Annotated in this window: 21 protein-coding genes; 13 read left to right on the top strand and 8 right to left on the bottom strand. The window is 48.7% G+C overall.

Annotation, left to right across the window (positions count from 1 at the left end; translation table 11 throughout):
- Positions 1–7 precede the first annotated feature (7 nt).
- Positions 8–268: a 2TM domain-containing protein gene (locus OXH18_RS17130; RefSeq protein ID WP_268608330.1), complete on the bottom strand. Its 261-nt coding sequence runs from the start codon at positions 266–268 to the stop codon at positions 8–10.
- A 154-nt stretch (positions 269–422) separates the two neighbouring features.
- A complete protein-coding gene (locus OXH18_RS17125; protein WP_268608328.1) occupies positions 423–620 on the bottom strand; it encodes a hypothetical protein in 198 nt (65 codons plus the stop codon).
- Between the two features lie 127 nt (positions 621–747).
- Here OXH18_RS17125 and acnA point away from each other — a divergent pair, with 127 nt between their 5' ends.
- The 4 genes from acnA (at position 748) to glsA (ending at position 8488) form a co-directional block, all read left to right on the top strand.
- Positions 748–3618: an aconitate hydratase gene (acnA, locus tag OXH18_RS17120; protein ID WP_390904397.1), complete on the top strand. Its 2871-nt coding sequence runs from the start codon at positions 748–750 to the stop codon at positions 3616–3618.
- Between the two features lie 150 nt (positions 3619–3768).
- Entirely contained in the window at positions 3769–6504 is a 2736-nt protein-coding gene (gene mgtA / locus OXH18_RS17115; RefSeq protein ID WP_268608325.1) for a magnesium-translocating P-type ATPase, read from the top strand.
- 275 nt (positions 6505–6779) lie between these two features.
- A complete protein-coding gene (locus OXH18_RS17110) occupies positions 6780–7481 on the top strand; it encodes an MgtC/SapB family protein (protein ID WP_268608324.1) in 702 nt (233 codons plus the stop codon).
- 2 nt (positions 7482–7483) lie between these two features.
- On the top strand, positions 7484–8488 hold the full coding sequence (glsA, locus tag OXH18_RS17105) for a glutaminase A (protein ID WP_268608322.1): 1005 nt from the start codon (positions 7484–7486) through the stop codon (positions 8486–8488).
- A gap of 9 nt (positions 8489–8497) precedes the next feature.
- On the opposite strand, the gene OXH18_RS17100 is transcribed toward glsA, so the two are convergent.
- Positions 8498–8764 carry a hypothetical protein gene (locus OXH18_RS17100; RefSeq protein ID WP_268608321.1) on the bottom strand — a complete coding sequence of 89 codons (267 nt, stop codon included), beginning with the start codon at positions 8762–8764 and terminating at the stop codon, positions 8498–8500.
- Positions 8765–9170: 406 nt separating this feature from the next.
- Between OXH18_RS17100 and OXH18_RS17095 the strand changes: the two genes are divergently transcribed.
- From OXH18_RS17095 to OXH18_RS17080, 4 genes are all read left to right on the top strand, one after another.
- A complete protein-coding gene (locus OXH18_RS17095; protein ID WP_268608320.1) occupies positions 9171–10895 on the top strand; it encodes an ABC-F family ATP-binding cassette domain-containing protein in 1725 nt (574 codons plus the stop codon).
- Positions 10896–11034: 139 nt separating this feature from the next.
- Positions 11035–12633: a 2,3-bisphosphoglycerate-independent phosphoglycerate mutase gene (gpmI, locus tag OXH18_RS17090; protein WP_268608319.1), complete on the top strand. Its 1599-nt coding sequence runs from the start codon at positions 11035–11037 to the stop codon at positions 12631–12633.
- Between the two features lie 174 nt (positions 12634–12807).
- Positions 12808–13047, top strand: a complete 240-nt coding sequence (gene secG / locus OXH18_RS17085; RefSeq protein WP_268608318.1) for a preprotein translocase subunit SecG — start codon at positions 12808–12810, stop codon at positions 13045–13047.
- Between the two features lie 7 nt (positions 13048–13054).
- The gene (locus tag OXH18_RS17080; protein WP_268608317.1) at positions 13055–14011 is read left to right on the top strand and encodes a hypothetical protein; all 957 of its coding nucleotides are present in this window, start codon (positions 13055–13057) and stop codon (positions 14009–14011) included.
- A 15-nt stretch (positions 14012–14026) separates the two neighbouring features.
- On the opposite strand, the gene OXH18_RS17075 is transcribed toward OXH18_RS17080, so the two are convergent.
- Positions 14027–14152, bottom strand: coding sequence for a hypothetical protein (locus OXH18_RS17075; protein ID WP_268608316.1), 126 nt, complete (start codon positions 14150–14152; stop codon positions 14027–14029).
- A gap of 8 nt (positions 14153–14160) precedes the next feature.
- Positions 14161–15111 carry a cation diffusion facilitator family transporter gene (locus OXH18_RS17070; protein WP_268608314.1) on the bottom strand — a complete coding sequence of 317 codons (951 nt, stop codon included), beginning with the start codon at positions 15109–15111 and terminating at the stop codon, positions 14161–14163.
- 176 nt (positions 15112–15287) lie between these two features.
- On the opposite strand from OXH18_RS17070, the gene OXH18_RS17065 reads away from it, so the two are divergent.
- Together OXH18_RS17065 and OXH18_RS17060 are read left to right on the top strand one after the other, a co-directional pair.
- On the top strand, positions 15288–15641 hold the full coding sequence (locus OXH18_RS17065) for a hypothetical protein (RefSeq protein WP_268613203.1): 354 nt from the start codon (positions 15288–15290) through the stop codon (positions 15639–15641).
- Between the two features lie 71 nt (positions 15642–15712).
- Entirely contained in the window at positions 15713–16114 is a 402-nt protein-coding gene (locus OXH18_RS17060; RefSeq protein WP_268608312.1) for a hypothetical protein, read from the top strand.
- A 164-nt stretch (positions 16115–16278) separates the two neighbouring features.
- Here the strand turns inward: OXH18_RS17060 and OXH18_RS17055 are convergent, their stop codons facing one another.
- Positions 16279–16500 (bottom strand): DUF4327 family protein, encoded by a 222-nt coding sequence (locus OXH18_RS17055; protein WP_268608311.1) that lies wholly within the window; start codon positions 16498–16500, stop codon positions 16279–16281.
- A 750-nt stretch (positions 16501–17250) separates the two neighbouring features.
- Entirely contained in the window at positions 17251–18930 is a 1680-nt protein-coding gene (locus OXH18_RS17050; protein WP_268608309.1) for a sensor histidine kinase, read from the bottom strand.
- A 394-nt stretch (positions 18931–19324) separates the two neighbouring features.
- Here OXH18_RS17050 and OXH18_RS17045 point away from each other — a divergent pair, with 394 nt between their 5' ends.
- Positions 19325–19702, top strand: coding sequence for an excalibur calcium-binding domain-containing protein (locus tag OXH18_RS17045; protein WP_268608308.1), 378 nt, complete (start codon positions 19325–19327; stop codon positions 19700–19702).
- A 147-nt stretch (positions 19703–19849) separates the two neighbouring features.
- Positions 19850–20440, top strand: coding sequence for a hypothetical protein (locus OXH18_RS17040; RefSeq protein ID WP_268608307.1), 591 nt, complete (start codon positions 19850–19852; stop codon positions 20438–20440).
- A 24-nt stretch (positions 20441–20464) separates the two neighbouring features.
- Here the strand turns inward: OXH18_RS17040 and OXH18_RS17035 are convergent, their stop codons facing one another.
- A complete protein-coding gene (locus tag OXH18_RS17035) occupies positions 20465–20797 on the bottom strand; it encodes a 2Fe-2S iron-sulfur cluster-binding protein (protein WP_268608306.1) in 333 nt (110 codons plus the stop codon).
- A 155-nt stretch (positions 20798–20952) separates the two neighbouring features.
- Here OXH18_RS17035 and OXH18_RS17030 point away from each other — a divergent pair, with 155 nt between their 5' ends.
- Positions 20953–22893 carry a glycosyltransferase family A protein gene (locus tag OXH18_RS17030; protein WP_268608305.1) on the top strand — a complete coding sequence of 647 codons (1941 nt, stop codon included), beginning with the start codon at positions 20953–20955 and terminating at the stop codon, positions 22891–22893.
- Positions 22894–22953 lie beyond the last annotated feature (60 nt).

The following is a 22953-nucleotide window of genomic DNA, read 5'->3' as shown; positions in this document are numbered from 1 at the left end:
ATTAAAGTCATTCGCCTGAAGCAGACGTTGAATCAGAATAGTTAGCTAACGCAAAGATAAAAACAGCATGAGCCACCAGTGCCAATACCCACAGTCCGGTCAACCAAACCGACCAACTCCAAGATGCCGATCGCAACGTGCGCACAAACCAAATCCCAGAGTTAGTTGCCGCGAAGATGGCAACATGCATCGCAAAGTTCATGCGATCGTCTAATTTGCGGTAGGCCGGATCAGAGCGAGTGGGTTGTCGGGGCCAACGAGGAGGCATAGGATGACACTAATAGATGACAATGGATAAATGATAGATAAATTAATGAAACCGCTAAGAAAAGCAACGTATCTCTTTTAGCTTACCGCACCAAGTCTTGCCTCTTGGGCAAGAGAGGCAGCGATCTGCCAAGCACCGCCATTCTACCGATGAACTACCGCCGTTCCCGAACCTGTTCAATTTTATCAATGTGAGGAGCAACATCTTCGCCTTGTTTTAGAGCGTTCCAAGCGGCGGCAATTAGATCATTCAGCACCCGAATTTGGTCGGGCGGTAAATAATCAAAATCACCCACGTCAACTGCTTGGGCGATCGATGCCAAATATTCTTCTTGCTCGGCGCGACTAGCCATGATTTATCTAACGAATGAACTATCGCTATCCTAGAACATTTTGCAGGACGCAAGACAACTAGACTTTTAGCATCAGTGCAACGCTATTAACTGATCTGATAACGAACTTCCGAGGAGAACAAAGATGATGGACTCACCTCATCAGTTGTTTGATACGCTGCAACGCTTTACTCCAATGGGAAATCAGCCGGCTTGGTTCTACTCGTTGCCTAAGCTTGAGGAAGCCGGAATCGGCCCGATCGCCCAGTTGCCTGTCAGCATTCGGCTGGTATTAGAGTCCGTGTTGCGCAACTATGATGACCAGCGCATTACAGAAGACGACATTCGCACCCTAGCCAACTGGCAGCCGCAGGCAGAGCGCACGGCTGAAATTCCGTTTGTGGTGGCGCGAATTCTGCTACAAGATTTTACAGGGGTGCCGGTGTTGGTGGATTTGGCTGCCATGCGATCGGCGGCCGATCGCATGGGTCACGATCCAAGCATTGTAGAACCATTGGTGCCCGTCGATTTAGTGGTCGATCACTCGGTGCAGGTGGATTTTAGCCAGCTAGATGCAGCCCTGCGACTAAATATGCAAATGGAATTTGCGCGCAACCAAGCCCGCTATCAGTTCTTGAAATGGGGAATGCAGGCTTTTAATGGGTTTTCAGTTGTGCCGCCTGGGATTGGCATTGTGCACCAGGTAAATTTGGAGTACTTGGCAAGGGGGATCTTAGTCAAAGACGGCGTGTATTACCCAGATACACTAGTTGGCACAGATTCGCACACCACGATGATTAATGGCTTGGGTATTGTGGGCTGGGGCGTGGGTGGCATTGAAGCCGAAGCGGGTATGTTGGGACAGCCCATTTACTTTTTAACGCCGGATGTGGTGGGGGTACATTTGTCTGGGATGCTGCAACCCGGTGTAACTGCGACGGATCTGGTATTGCGAATTACGGAACTGCTGCGGCAAGCCAAAGTGGTCGGTAAGTTTGTCGAGTTTTATGGCGAAGGGGCGGCTAATTTAACCGTGACCGATCGCGCTACCATCAGCAACATGGCTCCAGAATATGGCGCAACGATGGGCTTTTTCCCAGTCGATGAAGAAACCTGTCGCTATTTGCTGGCAACCGGCCGATCGGCAGAACAGGTGAATGCATTCCGCGCCTACTTCCAAGCCCAAGGATTATTCGGCATTCCCCAACCGGGCGACATTGCCTACAGCGAACAGCTAGAGCTTGATTTAACGACGATCGAACCCAGTGTGGCAGGACCCAAACGCCCTCAAGATCGGATTGCTTTATCGGCGGTGAAATCGACGTTTCAAGCATTGCTGCAAACACCAACCAGCCAGAATGGCTATGGTCAGTCGAGCGAGGCTTTACAGCAGACTGTCACGGTACAGATGAGCGCTCTTCAATCTGGTTTAGAAATGGCAGGGGGGGGCAAGCAAGATCCAGATACGATTCCAGTTGGAGATGCTTTGCAAAGCCAACACAATACGGCCACCTTGACCGAAATGGAAATGATTCAAAATCGCCCAACGCCCGATCGCCTCGAGGCGTCATCTGTGGAGACTCCAAAGCAACCGATTGAACTGCACCACGGCAGTATTGTCATTGCAGCAATTACCTCGTGTACTAACACCTCAAATCCCAGTGTCATGTTGGCAGCTGGACTGTTGGCTAAAAAAGCGGTGGAGCATGGTCTGACAGTTGCGCCCGGAGTAAAAACATCGTTGGCTCCTGGTTCGCGGGTGGTGACAGAATACTTAACGAAAACGGGACTACAAGCCTATTTAGATCAATTAGGATTTCAAACAGTGGGCTATGGTTGCACTACCTGCATCGGCAATAGTGGCCCGCTGGAACCTCATTTAGAAGCCGCGATTACCTCCCATGATCTGGTCGTTGCCAGTGTCCTAAGCGGCAATCGCAACTTTGAAGCGCGGGTTCATCAAAGTGTGAAAGCCAATTTTCTCATGAGTCCGCCGTTGGTGATCGCTTTTGCCTTGGCAGGGCGAATCGATATTGACCTGTCACAGGAACCACTGGGAACCGATCGCCGTGGCAATCCGGTGTATCTAAGCGATATTTGGCCTAGCTCAGAAGAGATCAAGTCCTTGTTGCAAGCGGCGTATGATGCTGCCACCTACCAACGGCTCTATCGGGATTTTGCTCGGCAAAATCCCCTGTGGTCGGAAGTGCCCAGCCGCACAGGAAAAGTCTGTGCGTGGGAGGCTGACTCTACCTACATTCAAGAACCGCCCTACTTTGACTCATTCAATATGGCCGCTGGAACCGCTGAAGATATTAAAGGGGCACGATCGCTAGCGTTGTTTGGTGACTCTGTAACCACCGATCACATCAGTCCGGCGGGTGCGATCAAGCCCGATTCCCCAGCCGGACTATATTTGCAAGACAAGGGGGTTAAACCGATCGACTTCAATTCCTATGGGTCGCGGCGCGGCAATCATGAGGTAATGATGCGGGGAACCTTCGCCAACGTGCGAATCAAAAACCTAATGGTTCCCGGTACAGAGGGCGGTGTCACGGTGCATCAGCCCAGCGGCGAAATGATGACCATCTATGATGCCGCCATGCGTTACCAAGCAACCAGCACACCGTTGGTGATTTTGGCAGGACAGGAATATGGCACGGGCAGCAGTCGCGATTGGGCCGCTAAAGGAGCAAAATTGCTGGGTGTCAAGGCGGTGATTGCTCAGAGTTTCGAGCGTATCCATCGATCGAACTTGGTAGGGATGGGGGTGCTGCCCTGTCAGTTCCAGTCCGGCGACTCGATTCAATCCTTACAACTCGACGGCAGCGAAACCTTCGATTTAATTGGACTAGAAGCTGGCATCACACCGCGTCAAGATGTGTCGTTGGTGATTCATCGGGCAGATGGCTCGGCACAAACGGTGCCTGTCATTTTGCGAATTGATACGCCGATCGAGGTGGATTATTATCTGCATGGCGGTATTTTGCCCTACGTACTACGCCAGTTGCTAGCTTAAGGGCGTTGTTAACAGTCAAGAGGAGAAGCTTCAAACCCTTTCCCCTCTCCCATTTTGGAAGGGAGGAATACAAGGAGTGAGGGCAGTTTGAACCAGATCTGGCGAATGAATCGCTTCCCCAAGGAGGGGTGTCAGGACGCTAACCTATTCATGAGCCAGTTCAACGGTAAATTAGAAGGCGTGATGTCGGTCTGGCGTTTTGTCATTAGAGCCGTTATGCCGTTTCAGTTTTCTCGTTTTAATCGCGCGACTCCGGCAGTGCCCCCAATTCGCTTTTCGTTGCAAGTGGTAGAGGAAGCTCAGACTGAATTAGGACTTCTACTCACCAAACTTGACACCTATCGCTATGGACTGACCGCCTCGGAGTCACGCCGACGGCTGAAGAAATATGGGTGGAATGATGTAGTTCATGAAGGGCCACTGCCTTGGTATAAACAATTGCTCAAGTCCTTCAATAATCCTTTTGTGTATTTGCTGTTGGGGCTGGCCATTGCGACTGGATTAACTCGAGAACCCAGAGAAACGATCGTGCTATTAGGCATGGTGTTTCTCAGCGGAATACTACGATTTATTCAAGAATATCGATCGACCCAAGCAGCGACGAAACTTTGGGCTGTTGCAGGGGCCAGTGCCACCATCAGCCGCTACGATGACCTCATGCTACGAGAACGCCAGCAGCAGGTGTCCATTCGTAGGTTAGTTCCTGGTGATATTGTGCATCTATCCGCAGGAATGATGGTGCCTGCCGACGTGCGGCTTCTTCAGGCAAACGATTTGTTTGTCAGTCAAGCCATTCTGACCGGAGAATCAACCCCAATCCAAAAGCACGATACGCTGGGCAACCAATCCGAAAGGCTGGCCATTCAACACGTTCACTCCTCCGACAATGATCCCTTCCACACTCCCACGGTTTGCTTTATGGGTACAACGGTTATGAGTGGTCAGGCTCGGGCAGTGGTAGTGGCAACAGGTGCACAAACCTATCTCGGCTCTTTGGCACAAGCGGTTGCAGGCAAACGAGCATTGACGAGTTTTGAAACCGGGATTAATCAAATTACCTGGCTCTTGGTAGGCATCATGTGTGTCTTGGTGCCGATCGTGTTTTTCTTGAATGGCATCACTCAGCAAGACTGGAATGAAGCCTTCGTGTTTGCCATTGCCGTTTCTGTGGGTCTAGTACCTGAAATGCTGCCCCTGGTGGTAAGTGCGACATTAATTCAGGGAGCAACTAAGCTGGCACAGCAGAAAGTGCTAGTTAAACGGCTAGATGCGATGCAGAATTTAGGTGCAGTGGACATTCTCTGCACTGACAAAACGGGCACCCTCACCGAAAATCGGGTTGCTCTCGTCAACCCTCTGGGCATTGATGGAACCCCAACGGAGGAACCACTTACTTATGGCTATCTCAACAGTTATTACCAAACTGGCATTCGGAATGCGTTAGATGAAGCAATTCTGGAGCATCCTCCGTCTAACCAGCTACTAACTCTAGAGGCGGCTGACCGCATGGGAGAAGTGCCTTTCGATTTTGTGCGGCGGCGATCGTCGGTTGTCATTAAACACACGGGACAACCATTACTGATTTGCAAAGGGGCAATTGAGGAAGTGGTCACACTTTGCACAACGATGCAATGTCAAGGACAGATCTTACCGTTGACCCAGGCTGACTATGAATCAGTCAGGCAAGTCGCAAAGTCGTTGCATACTGACGGATTACGGGTGCTCGCTGTTGCTTATCGCCAATTCAGCACCCCAAAAGCACACTATGGCATCGAGGATGAATTTGATCTGACGTTAGTGGGCTATCTCACGTTTCTCGATCCGCCAAAAGCAAGTGCAAAAGCCGCGATTGCCGCACTGCAACAGCACAATTTAACCATCAAGGTAATTACCGGAGATGACGAAACCATCACGCGCCGAATTTGCCAGGATGTGGGATTAACAGTGAATCAGATTTGTCTAGGATCGATCGTTGAACAACTGACGGAATCTGAATTAGCAAACGTCATAGAAGAAACAACCGTTTTTGCTCGCATGTCACCTGCGCAGAAAGCTCGTGTGATTCGCCTGCTCAAACAAAAGGGGCATACTGTTGGTTACTTAGGAGATGGAATTAACGATGTGTTAGCCCTACGCGATGCCGATGTCAGTATCTCAGTGGATACCGCTACCGATGTCGCTAAAGAATCTGCCGATATCATTCTGCTAGAAAAAAGCTTGATGGTACTAGAGCAAGGGATTGTAGAAGGTCGTCGTACCTTCGGCAACCTGATCAAATATTTGAAGATGGCCGCCAGTTCCAATTTTGGTAACGTGTTCAGCGTGGTAGGAGCCAGTGCATTGCTTCCGTTTCTACCCATGCTACCGTTGCAACTGCTGATCCAAAATCTGCTTTATGATCTCTCTCAGATTACTATTCCCTTCGATCGGGTAGACTCAACCTACTTAGCCACACCCCGCACTTGGTCAGTTTCCGATCTGCGCCGCTTTATCTTCTGCCTAGGGCCTGTAAGTTCGGTGTTTGACTATCTCACGTTTGCTCTGTTGTGGTTCGGCTTAGGAGCAACTACAGAAGCGAACGCCTCTCTGTTTCAATCCGGCTGGTTTGTTCAAGGGTCGCTCTCCCAAGTGCTGATCATTCATCTGTTGCGTACTGAAAAAATTCCGTTTATTCAAAGTCGAGCAACGCTGCCCGTATTGCTAACGACGGGACTGGTGATGGCGATCGCGCTCCTACTGCCTTTTACCCACCTTGGAGCCAAGCTGGGATTGGTACCATTACCTGCCTTGTACTTCCCTTGGCTGATAGTCATTCTGATTAGTTATTGTTTGCTTACTCAAGTGGTCAAAGTTTGGTATCTACGACGGTTCAAAACCTGGTTATAGGAACTTAGGGTTTCAAGGATTTTACGAGACTTTTCCTCTACTTCTATTTGGTCAGCTTGTTGCATGGTATTTCCACCTGAGTTAGGTTGCTGATAGGTTCTTCTTGAAATGCCGATGAGTTTTGCTTTGCTTGCTGGCATTAGCAAAGGAGTACGGAGAAGGTAATGGCAAAAGTGCGTATTGAGTTGTGTTCTAAACGACATGTCGAATACCTTCGACCCCTCAAGCTGGATCTGGGTGGTACTAGTTGTGTTGAAATTCCGGTGAGGTGAGCAATGACCTGGGTTGATTTTGCGATTCGATTAGCAATGGCGCTCTTGCTTGGCTCGGTTGTCGGGTTAGAGCGTCAATGGAGACAACGAATGGCAGGATTGCGAACCAGCGCTTTGGTATCTACTGGAGCGGCTCTTTTTGTCATGTTATCGGTCATGACTCCTGATGAGGCCAGTCCTACCCGAATTGCGGCCCAGGTCGTTTCTGGAATTGGGTTTCTGGCTGGTGGAGTCATTCTGCGCGAGGGGGCAAACGTCCGAGGCTTGAACACAGCTGCAACAATTTGGTGTGCCGCGGCGATCGGCTGTTTGACAGGTGGAGGGTGGTTTTCACAGGCATTCATCGGTGCACTAGCGGTACTCGTGGCCAACATTCTGCTACGTCCCATTGGTTATCACATCAATCAGCAACCCCTCAAAGGCACAGACGTTGAACTGTGTTACCGCTGTAGCGTTGTTTGTCGCGATAATCATGAAGCCCACATTCGAGCGTTGCTCCTGCAAGCAGTGACTTCCAGTAAGATGAAGTTGCGGGCATTATACAGCGAAGACATTACTGATACGCCTAATAAGGTAGAAGTGGAAGCCGATTTAGTGACGCAACAACGGGATGATGCGTTTTTAGAAACGATCGTCAGCCGTCTGAGTTTGGAGCCTGGCGTCAGTGCCGTAAGTTGGCGAATTATTGAAGAAGAATACGGTTGAATATGCCTAGCGATCGTCTCTCAAACTCTGTAACCGGACAAAACTTTCAGTCTTATCTCGAATCTTTGCATCGCAAATATCAAGCCCTACGTGATGGCAACGTTGCTAACTATATTCCCGAACTAGCCAAAGCGAATCCAGACTGGTTTGGCATTGCTATTGCTACGGTGGACGGACAAGTGTTCAGCGTTGGAGATGCCGATCACCTCTTTACAATTCAATCAATTTCTAAAGTTTTTGTGCAAGGGCTAGCTTTAGAAGACCACGGACGCGATTACTTTTTAACGCGCGTTGGCGTGGAACCGACGGGCGATGCTTTCAATGCGATCGTTTTGGATGAACAATCAAAACGTCCTTACAACCCAATGGTGAATGCTGGCGCCATTGCTACTACAAGCTTAATTAAAGGCAACGGCCCCACCGAACGGCTCAATCGGCTGCTGGAAATGTTTCGCGGCTACATCGGACACGATATCTTTGTTGATGCTTCTACGTTCATGAGTGAGCGCACCACGGGCGATCGCAACCGAGCTATGGCCTACCTGATGCGTAACTTTGGCATGATTGACACCAACCTCGAGGAAGCACTGGATTTATATTTTCAGCAATGCTCTGTGATGGTCAGTTGCCGCGACTTGGCGGTGATGGCTGCAACGCTGGCCAATCGAGGTGTGAATCCGGTTACGGGCGATCGAGCCGTGGCAGCGGGTTACATTCGCGACATGCTCAGCGTCATGTACACCTGCGGTATGTATAACTTTGCAGGCGAGTGGAGTTATCGCGTTGGGCTACCTGCTAAAAGTGGTGTCTCTGGCGGCATTATCGTGGTTGTCCCCAACCAGATTGGTATTGCCGTTTTCTCCCCACTGCTCGATCATCGGGCGAACAGTGTCCGTGGGGTTAAAGTTTGCGAGGAACTATCAGAGCGCTTTGAATTGCACCTATTCGACTCATCAATGGGCTGTCGCACTTTTTTAGAGAAGCTAGCTCAAAGCAATCCTCCTTGAAAGCCAGCCTCAAAGAGCTAATTCATCGGGTGCATCCTCTGTTGTGATGAATCGTTGAGTGGAGCGATCGGATTGATCGGGATCGAACGACTCCGGTTGGGTATTACTGGCGCGATCGGCCGCTTCAGCAGAGCTTTTTCTATCAGTTTTGGGGTTATCCACTTCCTCCCCTCGGTTTGCTCTACTGCCGGGTACAGTCTCTAGTTCCGATTGAGGCAACTGTTCGACTCCCAACGATTCATCGGGTGGATGATTAGAGATGTTTGGATCTGACATGTTCATATTCCTGAATACAGCCATCTAACACTATCGAGTCATACCCATGCTTTGTCATGTTGCATCACAGTTACCCTACCGCCTGCGGCTCCTTTCCTTACCAAGGGAGGTTGGGGGGTCGGCATCCGGTGCAACCGGATAGAGAATGGGTATCAGCATCGAGATCGGCGTTTTTTCGCCATCCCCTAAGAGACCATAACTCCACTATGAAGCGACAAGCGATCGTTCCACATCTCATTTCTGGAAGATTTTGATAGAACCACCATCCTTTGACCCACCCACTCTTTTGCTACCGTTGTTGTTTGTTACAGTTGTTAAAGACATTTAGAAGTTCTTCTTCAAAGCCCTAACCCTTAACCCCAGTTCCTAACCCTCAAATCCCAATCCCTAATCCCCTATTTCTGCCATGCTTCGACTTGAACACATCAGTAAAATTTACCCGACCGGAGAAGTTCTTAAAGATGTCAACTGGGAAGTGAAACCGGGCGATCGCATCGGCTTAGTGGGCGTAAATGGGGCAGGAAAATCAACGCAGTTGAAAATTATTGCAGGTGAAGTTGAACCGACGGCTGGAGAAATCATCAAACCGGCCAGTCTCCGTATTGCCTACTTAACACAAGAATTTGAAGTCGATCCCGATCGGCCAGTCCGCGATGAATTTTGGCGCGCTTTTGCAGCAGCCAACCAAATTCACGAGGAGATGACACAGGTGCAGCACGCCATGCAAACGGCTGATCCCGAAGAATTAGAGACGTTAATTCACAGGCTCGATCGGCTTCAGCGGCAGTTTGAAGCGTTGAATGGCTATGAACTAGATGCCCGGATTGAGAAAATTTTGCCAGAGATTGGCTTTAAGCCAGAAGACGGAGATCGGTTGGTGAGTTCCTTCAGTGGCGGCTGGCAAATGCGCATGAGCTTGGGCAAAATTCTATTGCAAGAGCCAGATTTGTTATTACTGGACGAGCCGACGAACCACCTAGATCTAGAAACAATCGAATGGTTGGAAACCTACCTCAAGGGACTGACCACGCCAATGGTGATTGTGTCGCACGATCGCGAATTTCTCGATCGTCTGTGTACGCAAATTGTAGAAACTGAACGTGGCGTTTCCACGACATACCTTGGCAACTACAGCACTTACTTGGAGCAAAAAACTATGGCTCGCGAGGCGCAACTGAGCGCCTTTGAACATCAGCAGAAAGAACTGGAAAAACAGCAAGCGTTTGTCGAACGGTTTCGAGCGAGCGCCACCCGCAGCACCCAAGCTAAAAGTCGGGAAAAGCAGCTAGAGAAAATTGAACGCATTGAAGCCCCAATTGGAGATTTGCGATCGCTGAAGTTTCGGTTTCCTCCGGCTCCCCGCAGCGGTCGTGAAGTGGTAATTATCAAAAATCTTACCCATGTCTATGACAACAATATTCTGTTTTTGGGGGCAGACCTGCTGGTAGAACGGGGCGATCGCATTGCACTGTTGGGGCCAAATGGCTGCGGTAAGTCTACTCTGCTGCACTTAATTATGGGGATGGAACAGCCCACCGAAGGAATCGTCAAGATGGGCGAGCATCATGTGATCCCCAGCTATTTTGAGCAAAATCAAGCCGAGGCGTTAGATCTCAGCAAAACGGTAATGGATACTATCCATGATGAAGTTCCAGACTGGAAAAACGAAGAAGTCCGGACTCTACTTGGACGGTTTTTGTTCAGCGAGGATACTGTCTTCAAGAAGGTGGAATCCCTGAGTGGTGGCGAAAAGGCCCGACTAGCGCTGGCAAAAATGCTATTGCAACCTGCCAATTTACTCATGCTGGATGAGCCAACCAACCATCTCGATATTCCTGCCAAGGAGATGTTGGAAGAAGCACTGCAAAACTATGACGGTACGGTGTTGATTGTGTCGCACGATCGCTACTTCATCTCTCAAGTTGCCAACAAAATTGTAGAAATTCGCGATGGGGAACTACGGTTGTATCGAGGTGATTATCACTACTATCTAGAGAAGATTGAAGAAGAAAAGGAACGGGCTAGGCTGGCTGCTATTGAAGCGGAAAAAGCTGCCAAAGCCGCAGCCAAGCGAGAAAAACAAAAAGAGAAGCAAAAACAAAAGCAACAATCTAAGAAAGCTAAGCTATAGTCGAACTGGATTCTAGGTGCAATCGGGCACATGAAGAGTTGGCAAATCAAGGATTGACACCTTCTCGATTCATGGCAACCCGATCGAAACTGGGAATGGTATTATTGCTGAGAAATTAAAAGATTGAAGGGCTATTTACATGGCACAAAAGCCGATCTCTCCAGTCGTGCTGGTGATTCTAGATGGTTGGGGCTATCGCGAGGAGGTGGATGGGAATGCCATTGCCGCCGCTAACACTCCGGTCATGGATAGCCTTTGGCAAGTGTATCCGCACACGTTGATTCGCACGTCGGGGAAAAGCGTGGGGCTGCCCGAAGGTCAAATGGGTAACTCGGAAGTCGGACATCTCAACATTGGAGCAGGACGAATTGTTCCCCAAGAATTGGTACGCATTACGGATGCGGTTGAAGATGGCACGATTTTGAACAATGCGGCTTTGGTACAAATTTGTCAGGAGGTACGCCAACGCCACGGTAAGCTGCATTTGGTGGGGCTATGTTCAGAAGGCGGTGTACATTCGCATTTGGTGCATATATCCGGCTTGCTGAAATTGGCTAAAGAACAAGAAATCGCCGATGTTTGCCTTCATGCCATCACCGATGGTCGGGATACGAAACCTACCGATGGGCTGCGAGAACTGCAAACGATTCAAGGCTATTTTGATAAGTTTGGCATAGGTCGTATCGTGACACTCAGCGGGCGCTATTACAGTATGGATCGCGATCGCCGTTGGGATCGAGTACAAACCGCCTATGATGTCATGACCACCGACGGAGATGGAGACGGGCGATCGGTGCTGGATGTTCTGCAAGCGTCCTACGATGCTGGCGTCACGGATGAGTTCGTCCTTCCCACTCGGATAGCACCTGGAGCCGTAGAACCCGGAGATGGCGTGATTTTCTTTAACTTCCGTCCCGATCGCGCCCGGCAACTAACTCAAGCGTTTGTCGATCCCAACTTTACCGCGTTTGAACGCAAACAAATTCAGCCGCTCAGCTTTGCCACCTTCACCCAATATGACCCCGACTTCCCCGTAGCTGTGGCGTTTGAGCCGCAGAACCTTAACAATATCTTGGGTGAAGTGATTGCGCGACAGGGGTTACGGCAATTTCGCACGGCAGAAACCGAAAAATATGCCCATGTCACCTACTTCTTCAACGGCGGCATTGAAGATCCATTCGAGGGTGAAGAGCGAGGGCTGGTAAATAGCCCAATGGTAGCCACCTACGATCGGGCCCCAGCCATGTCGGCTGAGCAAGTAACTGATGGAGCAATTGCTGCCATTGAGCAAGGGATATATGCCTTTGTTGTTATCAACTATGCTAACCCCGATATGGTAGGACACACGGGCAACATTGAGGCGACCGTAACAGCCATTGAAACCGTCGATCGGTGCCTGGGGCGTTTGCTAGAATCTATTAGCAAAATGGGTGGCACAGCCATCATCATCGCCGATCATGGCAATGCTGAATACATGTGCGATCAAGACGGCAACCCCTGGACAGCCCACACGACTAACCCTGTGCCGTTCATTTTGGTTGAAGGAGAACAGCGCAAAATTCCTGGTCACGGAACCGATGTGTTACTGCGATCGGACGGAACATTGGCAGACATTGCCCCCACCATCCTGGAAATTTTGGGCATTCCGCAACCCACGGAAATGACTGGAAAATCCATGATTTTACCAGCCGAATTGGATGTGCGATCAAACCGTACCCCGGTACGGGTGTCGCTATAGCGAACGGCAATGCTTAAAAGTCACGCTCTATCAGGCAAAGAACGATTGGATTAGTTGGGTTTCCTCAATTCTGTAGCGAATCAAGATAGAACTTTATCCTTCATCTCTCCAATCCTAAGATCGGTAGAATGGAGAGTAGTATTGGCTACCTAAATTAATTTCACCGTTATCTCTATGACTTTGACCAATATTGTCGAAATTATCTGGGCGATCTCTGGCATTGGATTAATTGTGCTGGTGCTGCTGCATAGCCCCAAAGGAGACGGACTCGGTGGCTTGGGAGGGCAGGCACAACTGTTTACCAGCACCAAAAGCGCTGAGATCACGTTGAATCGCGTCACTTGGACGCTGGTGGCTGTGTTTTTAGGGCTAACGGTCGTCCTCAGTGCTGGTTGGCTCACAACTCCACAGTGATCAAGGCATGGTTCGATCACTGTGGTTGAGGATTGGGCAGTCTTCTCAGCCTGTCTGTACCCTGAATCGTCTATTTAGAGCGCTATTTGCAGCGTGGTGGCGGTTTCATAGAACAGGATTGACGAGGTGGACAGTGGCTGCCATCGGTTGTACGTTAATGGTTGTGATTGGGCAAATATCATGGGGACGAACCCAAGCTCCTGACATCGATCGCACTATGATCGATCGCGCCATTACGGTTGAAGAACAGCTTCCAGAACCCCGATCGCACCCATTGCCAGCAGCATTGGCCCAGTGGCATGACCACTATCAGCAAGGCGATTACTTTGCGGACATTCAACCTACTCCAATCGGCTATTTGGTGTGGTCACAGTTCCCTATAACGGTGTTTGTGGAACCTGCCCTAGCGACAGAAAATCCAGCAGACGCGGCTCGATCGCAAGCTTGGGTAGACGCAGTACAGCAAGCCGTGCAAGAGTGGCATACTTACTTGCCGTTGCAAGAAGTGGTTACAGCCGAAACCGCCGATATTGTCATTTGGCGAGCGGTGCCTCCTCTGCAACTGGAATCTGGATCGAATCGATCTGACCTCACTTCCTTACCATTACCTCGAGTTCGATCGGCCGAAACTCGGTATCACCTCTTTGTCGATCGTCCCCTGCATGGCCCTGCCAAACTGGCCCAGCGTTTCACTATTCAAATTACCCCTAATCAAACGATCGAGTACATAAAAGCCACAGCCCGACATGAAATTGGTCATGCCTTAGGCATTTGGGGGCATAGTCCTCTGGAAACAGATGCTCTCTACTTTTCGCAAGTGCGTACCTCACCGCCCATCTCTGCCCGCGATATCAATACCCTCAAGCGCATTTACCAACAACCCACTCGCATCGGTTGGGAATTGGTACAAGTATCCGGGGATTCACGAGACATCCCTACGACGATCGCTCCGATACACAATTAGACTCACAATTAAGATTCATGGCTGCTGCATTCCCGTTGGAGTTGCCTTCATCCCCACCCCTGCTTCCTCTGGGAGCAGAGAGCCGAATCGCTGCCTCGCTGATGAGGAGCGGGCGAGGGTGAGGGGGACGGTCAGATTCATAGCTCGATTCAGCCAATGCCAGATTCATAGCTAATTTGATCAGACTCGTAAGCTGGCGGCTCTACATGAATACTGATGCGAACCGGAGCATATTTCTCGACTAATCGGGCTTCCACCGCTTCTGTAATCGTATGGGCAGTTTCCACATCGCTGGCATCGACAATCAAATGCATCTCAATAAAGACCTGTCGTCCTAACAACCCCCTCGAAGCAATACTGTGACAATTGACCACCCCCGGTACACTCATCACAATGTCATAGATCGATTCTGGGGCGATCGCCATTTCATCTACCAGCCACGGCAAATTTTCCCGAAGCACCGACCAACCGCTACGAATCACCAACAACGCTACCGGAAACGCTAGCACCACGTCGAGCCACTGCACCTGCCAAATCCAGATCCCAATTAGCCCTCCTAGCACACTCACCGTTACCCAAATATCGCTCATGGTGTGCCTAGCATCAGCAATCAGAATCGGGCTACCGACCTTTTGCCCCACATACCGTTCATAAAACGCCACAAAAATATTGACCCCCAACACAATCAGCAAGAGCCACAATTCAGTCGCAGAAATTTCTACCTCACTGCCGCCGTGCAGGATTCGTTCGATCGCCCCTTGCAGAATTTGAAAACAGGCAATGCCCAGAAACGCAGCAATGCCCAGTGCGCCAATGGCCTCATATTTCTGATGACCATAGGGATGATCGCGATCGGGATGTGGTGATGCTAACCGATTCGTAACCAAGCCCAACACATTATTAGCGCTGTCGGTGACACTGTGAATAGCATCGGCCAGCAGACTCAACGATCCGGTCCATACCCCTAGCACCGCCTTGAGAACCATCACAAACAAATTCAGCACCAGCGTCAGCAACAATACATTGCGCACCGCCCGTTGTCGATCGCGACTGGACTCAAACCGTTGCTTCACTGGTTTCCTTTTCTTCAACGGATGCATCCCCTTCCTCCCCTCTATAAGCACTCAGGCAAATCCTTTTATTCATCATTGTCCTAGATTTCTTTGATGGACGTTGTCGTTCCTGTTCCCTCTTCCCTTCTGCCCCTTCCTCGCTACTATTGAGTATTAACGAGCATCGTCAATCGATGCTTTTAACACCTCAACCATGAATCATGATGTCAGTTTCACCACTTAGACTTAATCTTTCCGAGGGTTCCGTTGTCTTTAGCTTCACACCCGAAGCCGCCCGCGATCTTCAAACCGCGATCGCTGCATTGATGGAAACACTGAAAGTTGCCTCCACCCAAAGCAGCAGCGGCGGCAGCAAGCCCATACCCCAACGAGCAATGGAATATCGCTACACAGGCGACGTGTTTCTAGAAATTTTTTGTAATCCTAATATTTGGCCCTCGCCGTTTGCCGCAAAAGTGCTGATTACCCTACGGGACGATCGCATTCGTCTCAGCACTGAAGCAGAGTTAACACGCATTCATGAAGATATTCAACAATATCTAGAGCAATATGGTTGAGGTGAAGCGGCTCATCAAATCCATTAAAATAGTCGTGCTCTCAAAAAATTCATTAATATTGGCAATTTGTCATGAATTCGGACAATCTCATTCAATTAGCGCAAAAAAGTTTTCGCGTCACCCTTGGAGCCACCGCAGATTTGCTAGAAACGCTACAAGATTCACAGCGACGTGAAGAAAGTTTAGCCCGACTCAAAACTGAGTTCAATCAGCTAGCCGAAGCATGGGAAGTGAAAGGAGCTACCACCGAGCAAGAAGCTCGTAATTTTGTAGATGGGTTACTGAACCAACAAACCACCGCAAACCAAACTCAAACACCTCCAGCACCAACCGTTGCCTCGGATTCAACCTCTACTCCTGCTGCCCTCTCATCCACCCCTGCATCGGCCATTCAGCAAGACCTGCAAGATTTGACAGCCCAACTAGCTAGTATTCGAGCCGAATTAGAAAGGCTACGAGAGCCTAACTCATAGCCTTTTAATACCATCAACAAAAATTGTCTGAATCTTGTTTTGTTATCCACTAAACATCGTAAAAGCTGGCGCGTCGTGACTATAAGCTCCCCGTTGGAGCTTTTTTGATCTGAACATTGGAATGTTCAGATGCTTAGTATGTTTAGATACAACGAGCGCGAGGCTTAATCATTCTCCCAGTCTTCGCGACCAAGTAAGTCACCAATGCGATCGCGCAGAAGGAAATCATTGTTCTCTAATACACATTCTACACACGCCCATTCTCGAGCCGGAATATACTGGCAGAGAACATAAATGGGTTGATTACGACCAACCACTCCTTTCTGCACTAGCTGTCGGGCTTCATCTTGGATGATACCCATAGAATACTGAACGGATTGAATCATAATTCACCCTCTGCTTTAGCCATTGTAGTGATGAGAAGAATAGTAGGTGTGTCGCCCTAGAAAAGTTCAGTCCTTCGCCGGATCGGTAACAGAATTAAAATGTCTCAAAAAATTAATCGAGACCCTGTCTTTGTAGTGAAGTATACTGAATATTTTCTATTTTCACGCTAACACCACCCCAATTATATTAATAAATGTTGCAAAAGTCAGCAGATTTTGACATTTTTGGTTGGTTTACCGACTGAATCAAGCTATTACCTGCAAAAGCCAACCTGTAAGAGTTTTTCAGATCCCGTATTGGGTAGCGAATTTTGCTCCAATTGGGTTCTAAGGTTAGTGACTCAAGTTTGACAGTTCTGCCAACAATCTAGATCACGCTAGCTAGCTCAAGAAGATCCAGCCTATTGACTGAATAATCAACGAACTCACAACATGTTCTAGAGCCTCTGCTTGATTATTTACTATAGCGATCGAGAAACACAGGAATGCAGCGGCTGTTTGGCATAGCAAAGTCCCGCAATAGCTTGAATTTAAGCCTAAAACCTATTCATGGGTTTTAGTGAGTGTGTAAGATACTCTTTAGGCTTTCTCAAGGTTTCTTAAATTCTTCTTAATATTCTTTTCACGTTTCTCAGATTAGTTCAGATTAGTCAATTGAATCGTCGCGATCGTTACGGTACATTACACCAGAATCAGCGAGCAGTTTATCTATGAAAATCATCAATCGCTGTAGCCACTGGTGTACCCTCCTCAAGTGGATGTTGATCTAGGTTGGCGAATTGGGATTTCAATCACGAATTTGGTGCCTTCTCCTGGCGCAGAATCACACCAGATAGTACCTTTGTGCTTTTCAGTCACAATTTGGTAACTGATCGACAACCCTAAGCCCGTGCCTTTACCGTTCGGTTTAGTTGTGAAGAAAGGAGTAAAAATGTGTGATCGGACTGTTTCTGGTATTCCTAAACCGTTGTCTGAGATCGTAATCTGTACTCGATCCTCAGCCTTTACTTGAGTCGAGATCCAAATCATGCCCGGTTGCGCTAGCTGTTTGGTATTTGATTGATGCCGAACAGAATCTTGTAAGGCATCGATCGCATTAACAATCAAGTTCATAAACACCTGATTTAGCTGTCCAGGGTAACACTCTACTAAGGGCAATTGACCATACTCTTTAATGACCTCAATTGCTAGAGACTCTGGCTTTGCCTTCAGACGATGTTGCAAAATCAGTAGTGTGTTGTCAATGCCCTCATGTAAGTCAACAGATTTAAACTCAGATTCATCCAATCGAGAAAAGTTACGCAGAGACAAAACAATCTGACGAATTCGATCTGTACCTAGCCTCATCAACTGAAGGAGATTTTCTAAGTCTTCAAATAAAAAGTCAAGTTCTACATCATCTAATAGTTCCTGGAGCGTCTGAGGGGGATTAGGGTAATACGTTTGATAGGCTTGCACAACTTTCAACAGGTCGTGAGTATAGTGATCAATGTGAGTGACGTTACCATGAATAAAGTTAATCGGGTTGTTGATTTCATGAGCTACGCCAGCAACTAACTGCCCCAAACTTGACATCTTTTCAGTTTGAACCAATTGGAGTTGCGCCATTTGAAGTTGGGTTAAGGTTTGCTGAAGTTCTCTAGAGTGCTGCTCTTTTTCATTCAGCAGCATTTTGACCTGTTGAATCAAGCTATTGAGTGCCATTGCCAAGGTGCCGATTTCATCGGTTGTTGTGACGGGAGCTTGCAAAGCAAAGTTAGAGGTTTGCGTCACTTGCTGAGCAATGGTAGTGGCGGCTTGTAGGGGCTTGGCAATGCTGTTTGCAATTTGCAACCCAATGAACAATGCGAAAGTAATTCCTCCTAGACTGGTAAGCCCAATCACAACTAAGGTAGGTTTGGCTTGGGCGATCGCTTCGTTATATAGAGATGACCACTCTAAAATGACGGCACCCTCGATCGTATTTCGCAAGGTTCTTAGTGGAATGACAATCAGTTTTATACCCTGAGGATAATCGTCACTTTTTTCCAGAAAAGTTCTGGGATTGCCATCCTGCATTGTCTGCTGAATTTCATTGCCCTGATCATGGTTAAAAACTGTTCCCACATTCCTAGGGATAGCGTCTGCCAAGATCAGCTTTTGGCGATCGACGACCACAATGTCACGCTGTTGCAGGTCATGCAAGAGATCGGTGTAGCGTTGTAGTTCGTCTGAGTCGGATTCAAACAGGGAGGGTTGAGCAACATCACCCCGATGAGGCGAGAGATGGTGGGTAATCGAAATTGCTATGACTTCCGCCACATGTTTGGCTTCGGCGATCGCTAAGGTTTCCGCAATTTTTTGACTTTGAATAACCGCTACCGCGCCAACTACTCCGGTTAGTAGGGAAACACCAATGAAGCTGCCGAGCAACTTGTGGGAAATTTTCATAGTGAGCAAAACGTTGTTCCCTTGAGGACTAGCTCCTAATGAAAGCTCAGACAAAACCCCATCAGGATAGCCCTAGTTTTCCCAAATCTTTATAGATAACCACGTTTATGCCCTACAACGGGGTAGGGCGTTGCTGAACTCAGATATGAATTGTCCGCATCCCCAACCCCTCTCAATAGGGAGAAGAGAGCCAGACTTAATAACATCAAAAATCCGCATCAGTTTTGGCAACTTCTTGTGCGTTGTGCAACTGAAGTGACGCAAAATGATTGAAATAGTTGCAGAGTTCATCGTTGCTTTTCCGTAATTTGTCAGTCAAGTAAATCCAACATGAGTTTGCGAAATGTACTCAGGCTTATGGGTAGTTATCTCCGTAAATTCCCTGATATGACCAATGGCTGCTAATAAAGACTCTCCAAATGGATCAAATCAAGCAGATCCTCAGAATGATCCTCGTCTTGACCTAAACGGACAATTTCAGTGGTCGCTAAACGGTATTAGCCTAAGCAGGCTCGCTCCAATCTTTTTTGCTCTGGTTTTGGGTGGAGGTTCTGTGGGGATAGGAACTTTCCTACAGGACAAGTCGCCCTCCATCTTGAATGAACCTGAAATTGAGCAACCTGCATCCGATCGCCTTCCCTCTGATTTAACTGCCCAGCGCTACACCTGTAGTGAGATTGGCGATCGCGAAACAGCACAACGGCTTTTCGCAGAAGGGCATACCTATCTTGACAAGGATGAGGATGGCATAGCCTGCGAATCCCTTAAGTAAGCCGAACGAATAAGTTAATGAGTTCCGTTCATTACTCAATCGCTTCTTGAGTTCCATCTGTTTTCTCAACCTATCACCCTTCTTATGTAGCTCGTCTCAGGCAAGCTATTCAAATTGGTATGTAACTTTGAATCCAACAGGTATGCAATGCAACGAATAAAATCATTTTTGGGATGGAGCTTTGCCACCTTTTTTGGGATGGCGTTCCTTGGTTCTCTGCTGTCTGATTCTCCAGTAGGGACACTCGTTCTGCTCCTCTGGTTACTGATTTGCCTTCCGCCCATCAATCGCTTTGTTCAGAGTCAAGGGCTTCGGCACTGGATATGGTGGAAGGTTGGCATTTTTGCGATTGGCTTCTTTCTAATCGGCAGTACGACCGAACCAGAAGCACCGCCTGCTGCGATTGTGCCACCGCCAGTTATCTCCTCCCCAGTTGCATCCGAGTCACCCCCCCCCAATCGTCCTTCTGCCGAACCGAGTCCTTCCCCAATCGTCTCTCCCTCACCTACCCCTTCTGCCGAACCGAGTCCTTCTCCAATCCCCGCTCCTGCGCCCGCACCAGTTGTCATTCCGTCTCCTTCTTCAACCCCGGTGTCAACTGGTCCAATCCGTGAAGCCGTTAGTGGCAGTTGTGATTGTCCCTATGATACAGACAGAGCAGGGCGGCGCTGTGGCGGTCGATCGGCTTATTCCCGCCCAGGTGGAAACCAACCTGTTTGTTATTTTGAGGATCGATGAAATGGTTGTAGGAACGATCGGTTCTCAGCTATCCTTCGGTGTGTAATACAACGACGATCGATACAGCACTTGTTCTTGATGCGTCAACAGCGTGCAGTTCGATCGAGCATAGGCCACGCACGTGACCGTGTAGCCTTGGGCTATTTCTTCAGCGCCAAGAAAGTTCTGTTCACTTTGATCGATTTCACCGTCCAGCAATTTAGCAATACAAGCCGAACATTCGCCCAACTTGCAGCCCGACGGTAGGCGAATACCTTCATCTTCAGCTATATCCAGAATGTATTGATCATCAGGAACGGCGATCGTGCGATCGAGGTTGAGATTGGGATTGAGCAGGCGCACAGAGTAAGTTGGCATAGAGATAGGGAAAGAATCAAGAATGAGCAATCCAGACTAAAAGCTTGGCTGTAGCCTCAGCAGATTGGATGAATTGAGTTCAACATCGAACTAACAATCGAACTAATAAAGGATAAATTAAACCTGTTATCACTTGGTGCGTTTTTATCAGTTGCATGAAGGTTGCTATTCAAAACCCGTTTGCAGGGCAGTTTGTTGCCGAAACTGAACTCTCGCGTCGCATCGCTTTGGCAGCCAGTCACATCGGCTGGCAAGCAGCAGAAGTGCATACTGCCAGTGACATTCGATCGTTTCATCCCGATTTTGTGATCGCGTTGCACAATAATAGCCCCAAGCTCACCGAGCACCCCACCTATGGCTGTATGTGGAATCCACCGTCGTTTTTTGAAGGCACAGAACCGTTTGTGCAGCATGTGTTGACCTATGACAGCTATCTTACGTCTTCATCGGTGCTGGAACGATGGCTGCATCAACTGCTTTACACCACCCCCAAGCGTTATTTCACGGCTCCCTTCTACACCAGTTGCCCGCACACGCCGTTTCAACCACCCAAGCTCGAACAACCTCGGTTGATGTATCTGGGGTCAAATTGGGACGGAACGCGATTTCAAGAACTGTTTGCAGGACTCGATCGCCAGGACTTTATGGAGGTGTACGGCAATCCAGACGGTTGGACGCATCTGCAATCGACTTACAAAGGACCGCTGCCGTTTGATGGCGCGAGTGTGCTGAAAACGTTGAATCAAGCGGGGGTGGGATTGTGTTTACATCGATCGGAACATCGGGATGCGGCTTTACCGTCGATGCGGATTTTTGAAATTGTGGCAGCAGGAGCCGTGGCTATCTGTAGCGATCATTGCTTCATTCGATCGGCCTTTGGCGACACAGTGTTGTATATCAATCCAGATCTGCCAATCCCAGCACAATTGCAACAGATTACAGCACACATGCAGTGGATTCAGGCTCATCCGCAAACAGCAATCGAGATGGCTGCCGCCGCCCATGAGGTTTTTGCAACGCATTACACATTAGAAATCTTGCTGCAAGGAATTTTGCCGCATCATCAATCGCTTGTGGTGGACAAAGGGTTTAAGCATGGCGCGATCGAGCGAATCTCCTTCACTACACCGCCAGCCGTTGAAGTGATTCTGCCAGTGAACCGACCAGAGGCCCTCCCTCCAATGCTGGCACACCTGAGCCAACAAACTTATCCGAATCTGTCGGTCACAATCGTTAAACCGAACACGCTTGAGCTTAGCAAGCCGTTACTTACTGAGAATTCTTTGCCGCTAAAAGTCCTGGATGTGCCGCCGGATGCACTTTCTAGTACGGTTTTATGGCAAGGCTTGAACGCGATCGAAGCAGAGTACTTCGCTTTACTAGATGAATCTAGCGTGATTTATCCGAACCATGTGCAAACGTTGGTTGCTTTGCTAGAGCAGCATCCAGTAGCAGGCGTAGCCTATAGTGGTAGTATCTTGCATGCATCACCAGCAGATGTCAATGCTAACCCAATCGTTCTATTTCAACCGTTTCACCTCGATCGATGGTTGCAATTTCAGCAGACAATCCTGCCCCACAGTTTTGTGGCGCGGCGATCGGTGTTGGATAAAACGTTGCTGCAAGACCCGGAATTACAGGAATATGCAACTCTGTGTTTACTATTTCACCTGGCACAGCGAACGCCGTTTTTGTTTAGCTACGAACTGACCTGCGAAAGTTCTATCACTCCGATCGCATCCGAGATTTTGATTCAACAATTCCATGATTGGTCAAGCGAACTGTCACGCTTCAAGTTCATTTTTTGGTATCAAGAATTTGCGCCGGGCAAGAGCTTACAAAGCATTCATGAGGGAGCTTCCCCCCAATCTCCTCATTATGAAGCCCTGAAATCGAAATTAGAAAAGCAGCAGAAAGAGCTAAAGCGCTTGCGTCAAGCGCATCAGACGAATCAGGCGGAATTGCAATACACTCGCGATCGACTGCAAACGGCTCAGTCCAAAATTGAAGCAATGCAAACCAGTAAATTTTGGCAACTGCGATCGGCGTGGTTTCGCGTGAAGCGGGCGATCGGCTTACCAACCGATGAGGAATAAGCGGCGATTGGCACAATCCGTGATACAACGTTAGGGTCAAGTTCTGACATTTATTGATCT

This window comes from Thermocoleostomius sinensis A174 (genome assembly GCF_026802175.1).
In the GTDB taxonomy this organism is placed as follows: Bacteria; Cyanobacteriota; Cyanobacteriia; order Elainellales; family Elainellaceae; genus Thermocoleostomius; species Thermocoleostomius sinensis.
The sequence above is the reverse complement of the archived record's forward strand: the minus strand, read 5'-3'. Positions and strand labels throughout refer to the sequence as shown.

Excerpts from the sequence above, each read along its gene's own strand:
- OXH18_RS17130 (WP_268608330.1), bottom strand. The coding sequence starts at position 268 with ATGCCTCCTCGTTGGCCCCGACAACCCACTCGCTCTGATCCGGCCTAC.
- OXH18_RS17125 (WP_268608328.1), bottom strand. The coding sequence starts at position 620 with ATGGCTAGTCGCGCCGAGCAAGAAGAATATTTGGCATCGATCGCCCAA.
- acnA (WP_390904397.1), top strand. The coding sequence starts at position 748 with ATGGACTCACCTCATCAGTTGTTTGATACGCTGCAACGCTTTACTCCA.
- mgtA (WP_268608325.1), top strand. The coding sequence starts at position 3,769 with ATGAGCCAGTTCAACGGTAAATTAGAAGGCGTGATGTCGGTCTGGCGT.
- OXH18_RS17110 (WP_268608324.1), top strand. The coding sequence starts at position 6,780 with ATGACCTGGGTTGATTTTGCGATTCGATTAGCAATGGCGCTCTTGCTT.
- glsA (WP_268608322.1), top strand. The coding sequence starts at position 7,484 with ATGCCTAGCGATCGTCTCTCAAACTCTGTAACCGGACAAAACTTTCAG.
- OXH18_RS17100 (WP_268608321.1), bottom strand. The coding sequence starts at position 8,764 with ATGTCAGATCCAAACATCTCTAATCATCCACCCGATGAATCGTTGGGA.
- OXH18_RS17095 (WP_268608320.1), top strand. The coding sequence starts at position 9,171 with ATGCTTCGACTTGAACACATCAGTAAAATTTACCCGACCGGAGAAGTT.
- gpmI (WP_268608319.1), top strand. The coding sequence starts at position 11,035 with ATGGCACAAAAGCCGATCTCTCCAGTCGTGCTGGTGATTCTAGATGGT.
- secG (WP_268608318.1), top strand. The coding sequence starts at position 12,808 with ATGACTTTGACCAATATTGTCGAAATTATCTGGGCGATCTCTGGCATT.
- OXH18_RS17080 (WP_268608317.1), top strand. The coding sequence starts at position 13,055 with ATGGTTCGATCACTGTGGTTGAGGATTGGGCAGTCTTCTCAGCCTGTC.
- OXH18_RS17075 (WP_268608316.1), bottom strand. The coding sequence starts at position 14,152 with ATGAATCTGACCGTCCCCCTCACCCTCGCCCGCTCCTCATCAGCGAGG.
- OXH18_RS17070 (WP_268608314.1), bottom strand. The coding sequence starts at position 15,111 with ATGCATCCGTTGAAGAAAAGGAAACCAGTGAAGCAACGGTTTGAGTCC.
- OXH18_RS17065 (WP_268613203.1), top strand. The coding sequence starts at position 15,288 with ATGTCAGTTTCACCACTTAGACTTAATCTTTCCGAGGGTTCCGTTGTC.
- OXH18_RS17060 (WP_268608312.1), top strand. The coding sequence starts at position 15,713 with ATGAATTCGGACAATCTCATTCAATTAGCGCAAAAAAGTTTTCGCGTC.
- OXH18_RS17055 (WP_268608311.1), bottom strand. The coding sequence starts at position 16,500 with ATGATTCAATCCGTTCAGTATTCTATGGGTATCATCCAAGATGAAGCC.
- OXH18_RS17050 (WP_268608309.1), bottom strand. The coding sequence starts at position 18,930 with ATGAAAATTTCCCACAAGTTGCTCGGCAGCTTCATTGGTGTTTCCCTA.
- OXH18_RS17045 (WP_268608308.1), top strand. The coding sequence starts at position 19,325 with ATGGCTGCTAATAAAGACTCTCCAAATGGATCAAATCAAGCAGATCCT.
- OXH18_RS17040 (WP_268608307.1), top strand. The coding sequence starts at position 19,850 with ATGCAACGAATAAAATCATTTTTGGGATGGAGCTTTGCCACCTTTTTT.
- OXH18_RS17035 (WP_268608306.1), bottom strand. The coding sequence starts at position 20,797 with ATGCCAACTTACTCTGTGCGCCTGCTCAATCCCAATCTCAACCTCGAT.
- OXH18_RS17030 (WP_268608305.1), top strand. The coding sequence starts at position 20,953 with ATGAAGGTTGCTATTCAAAACCCGTTTGCAGGGCAGTTTGTTGCCGAA.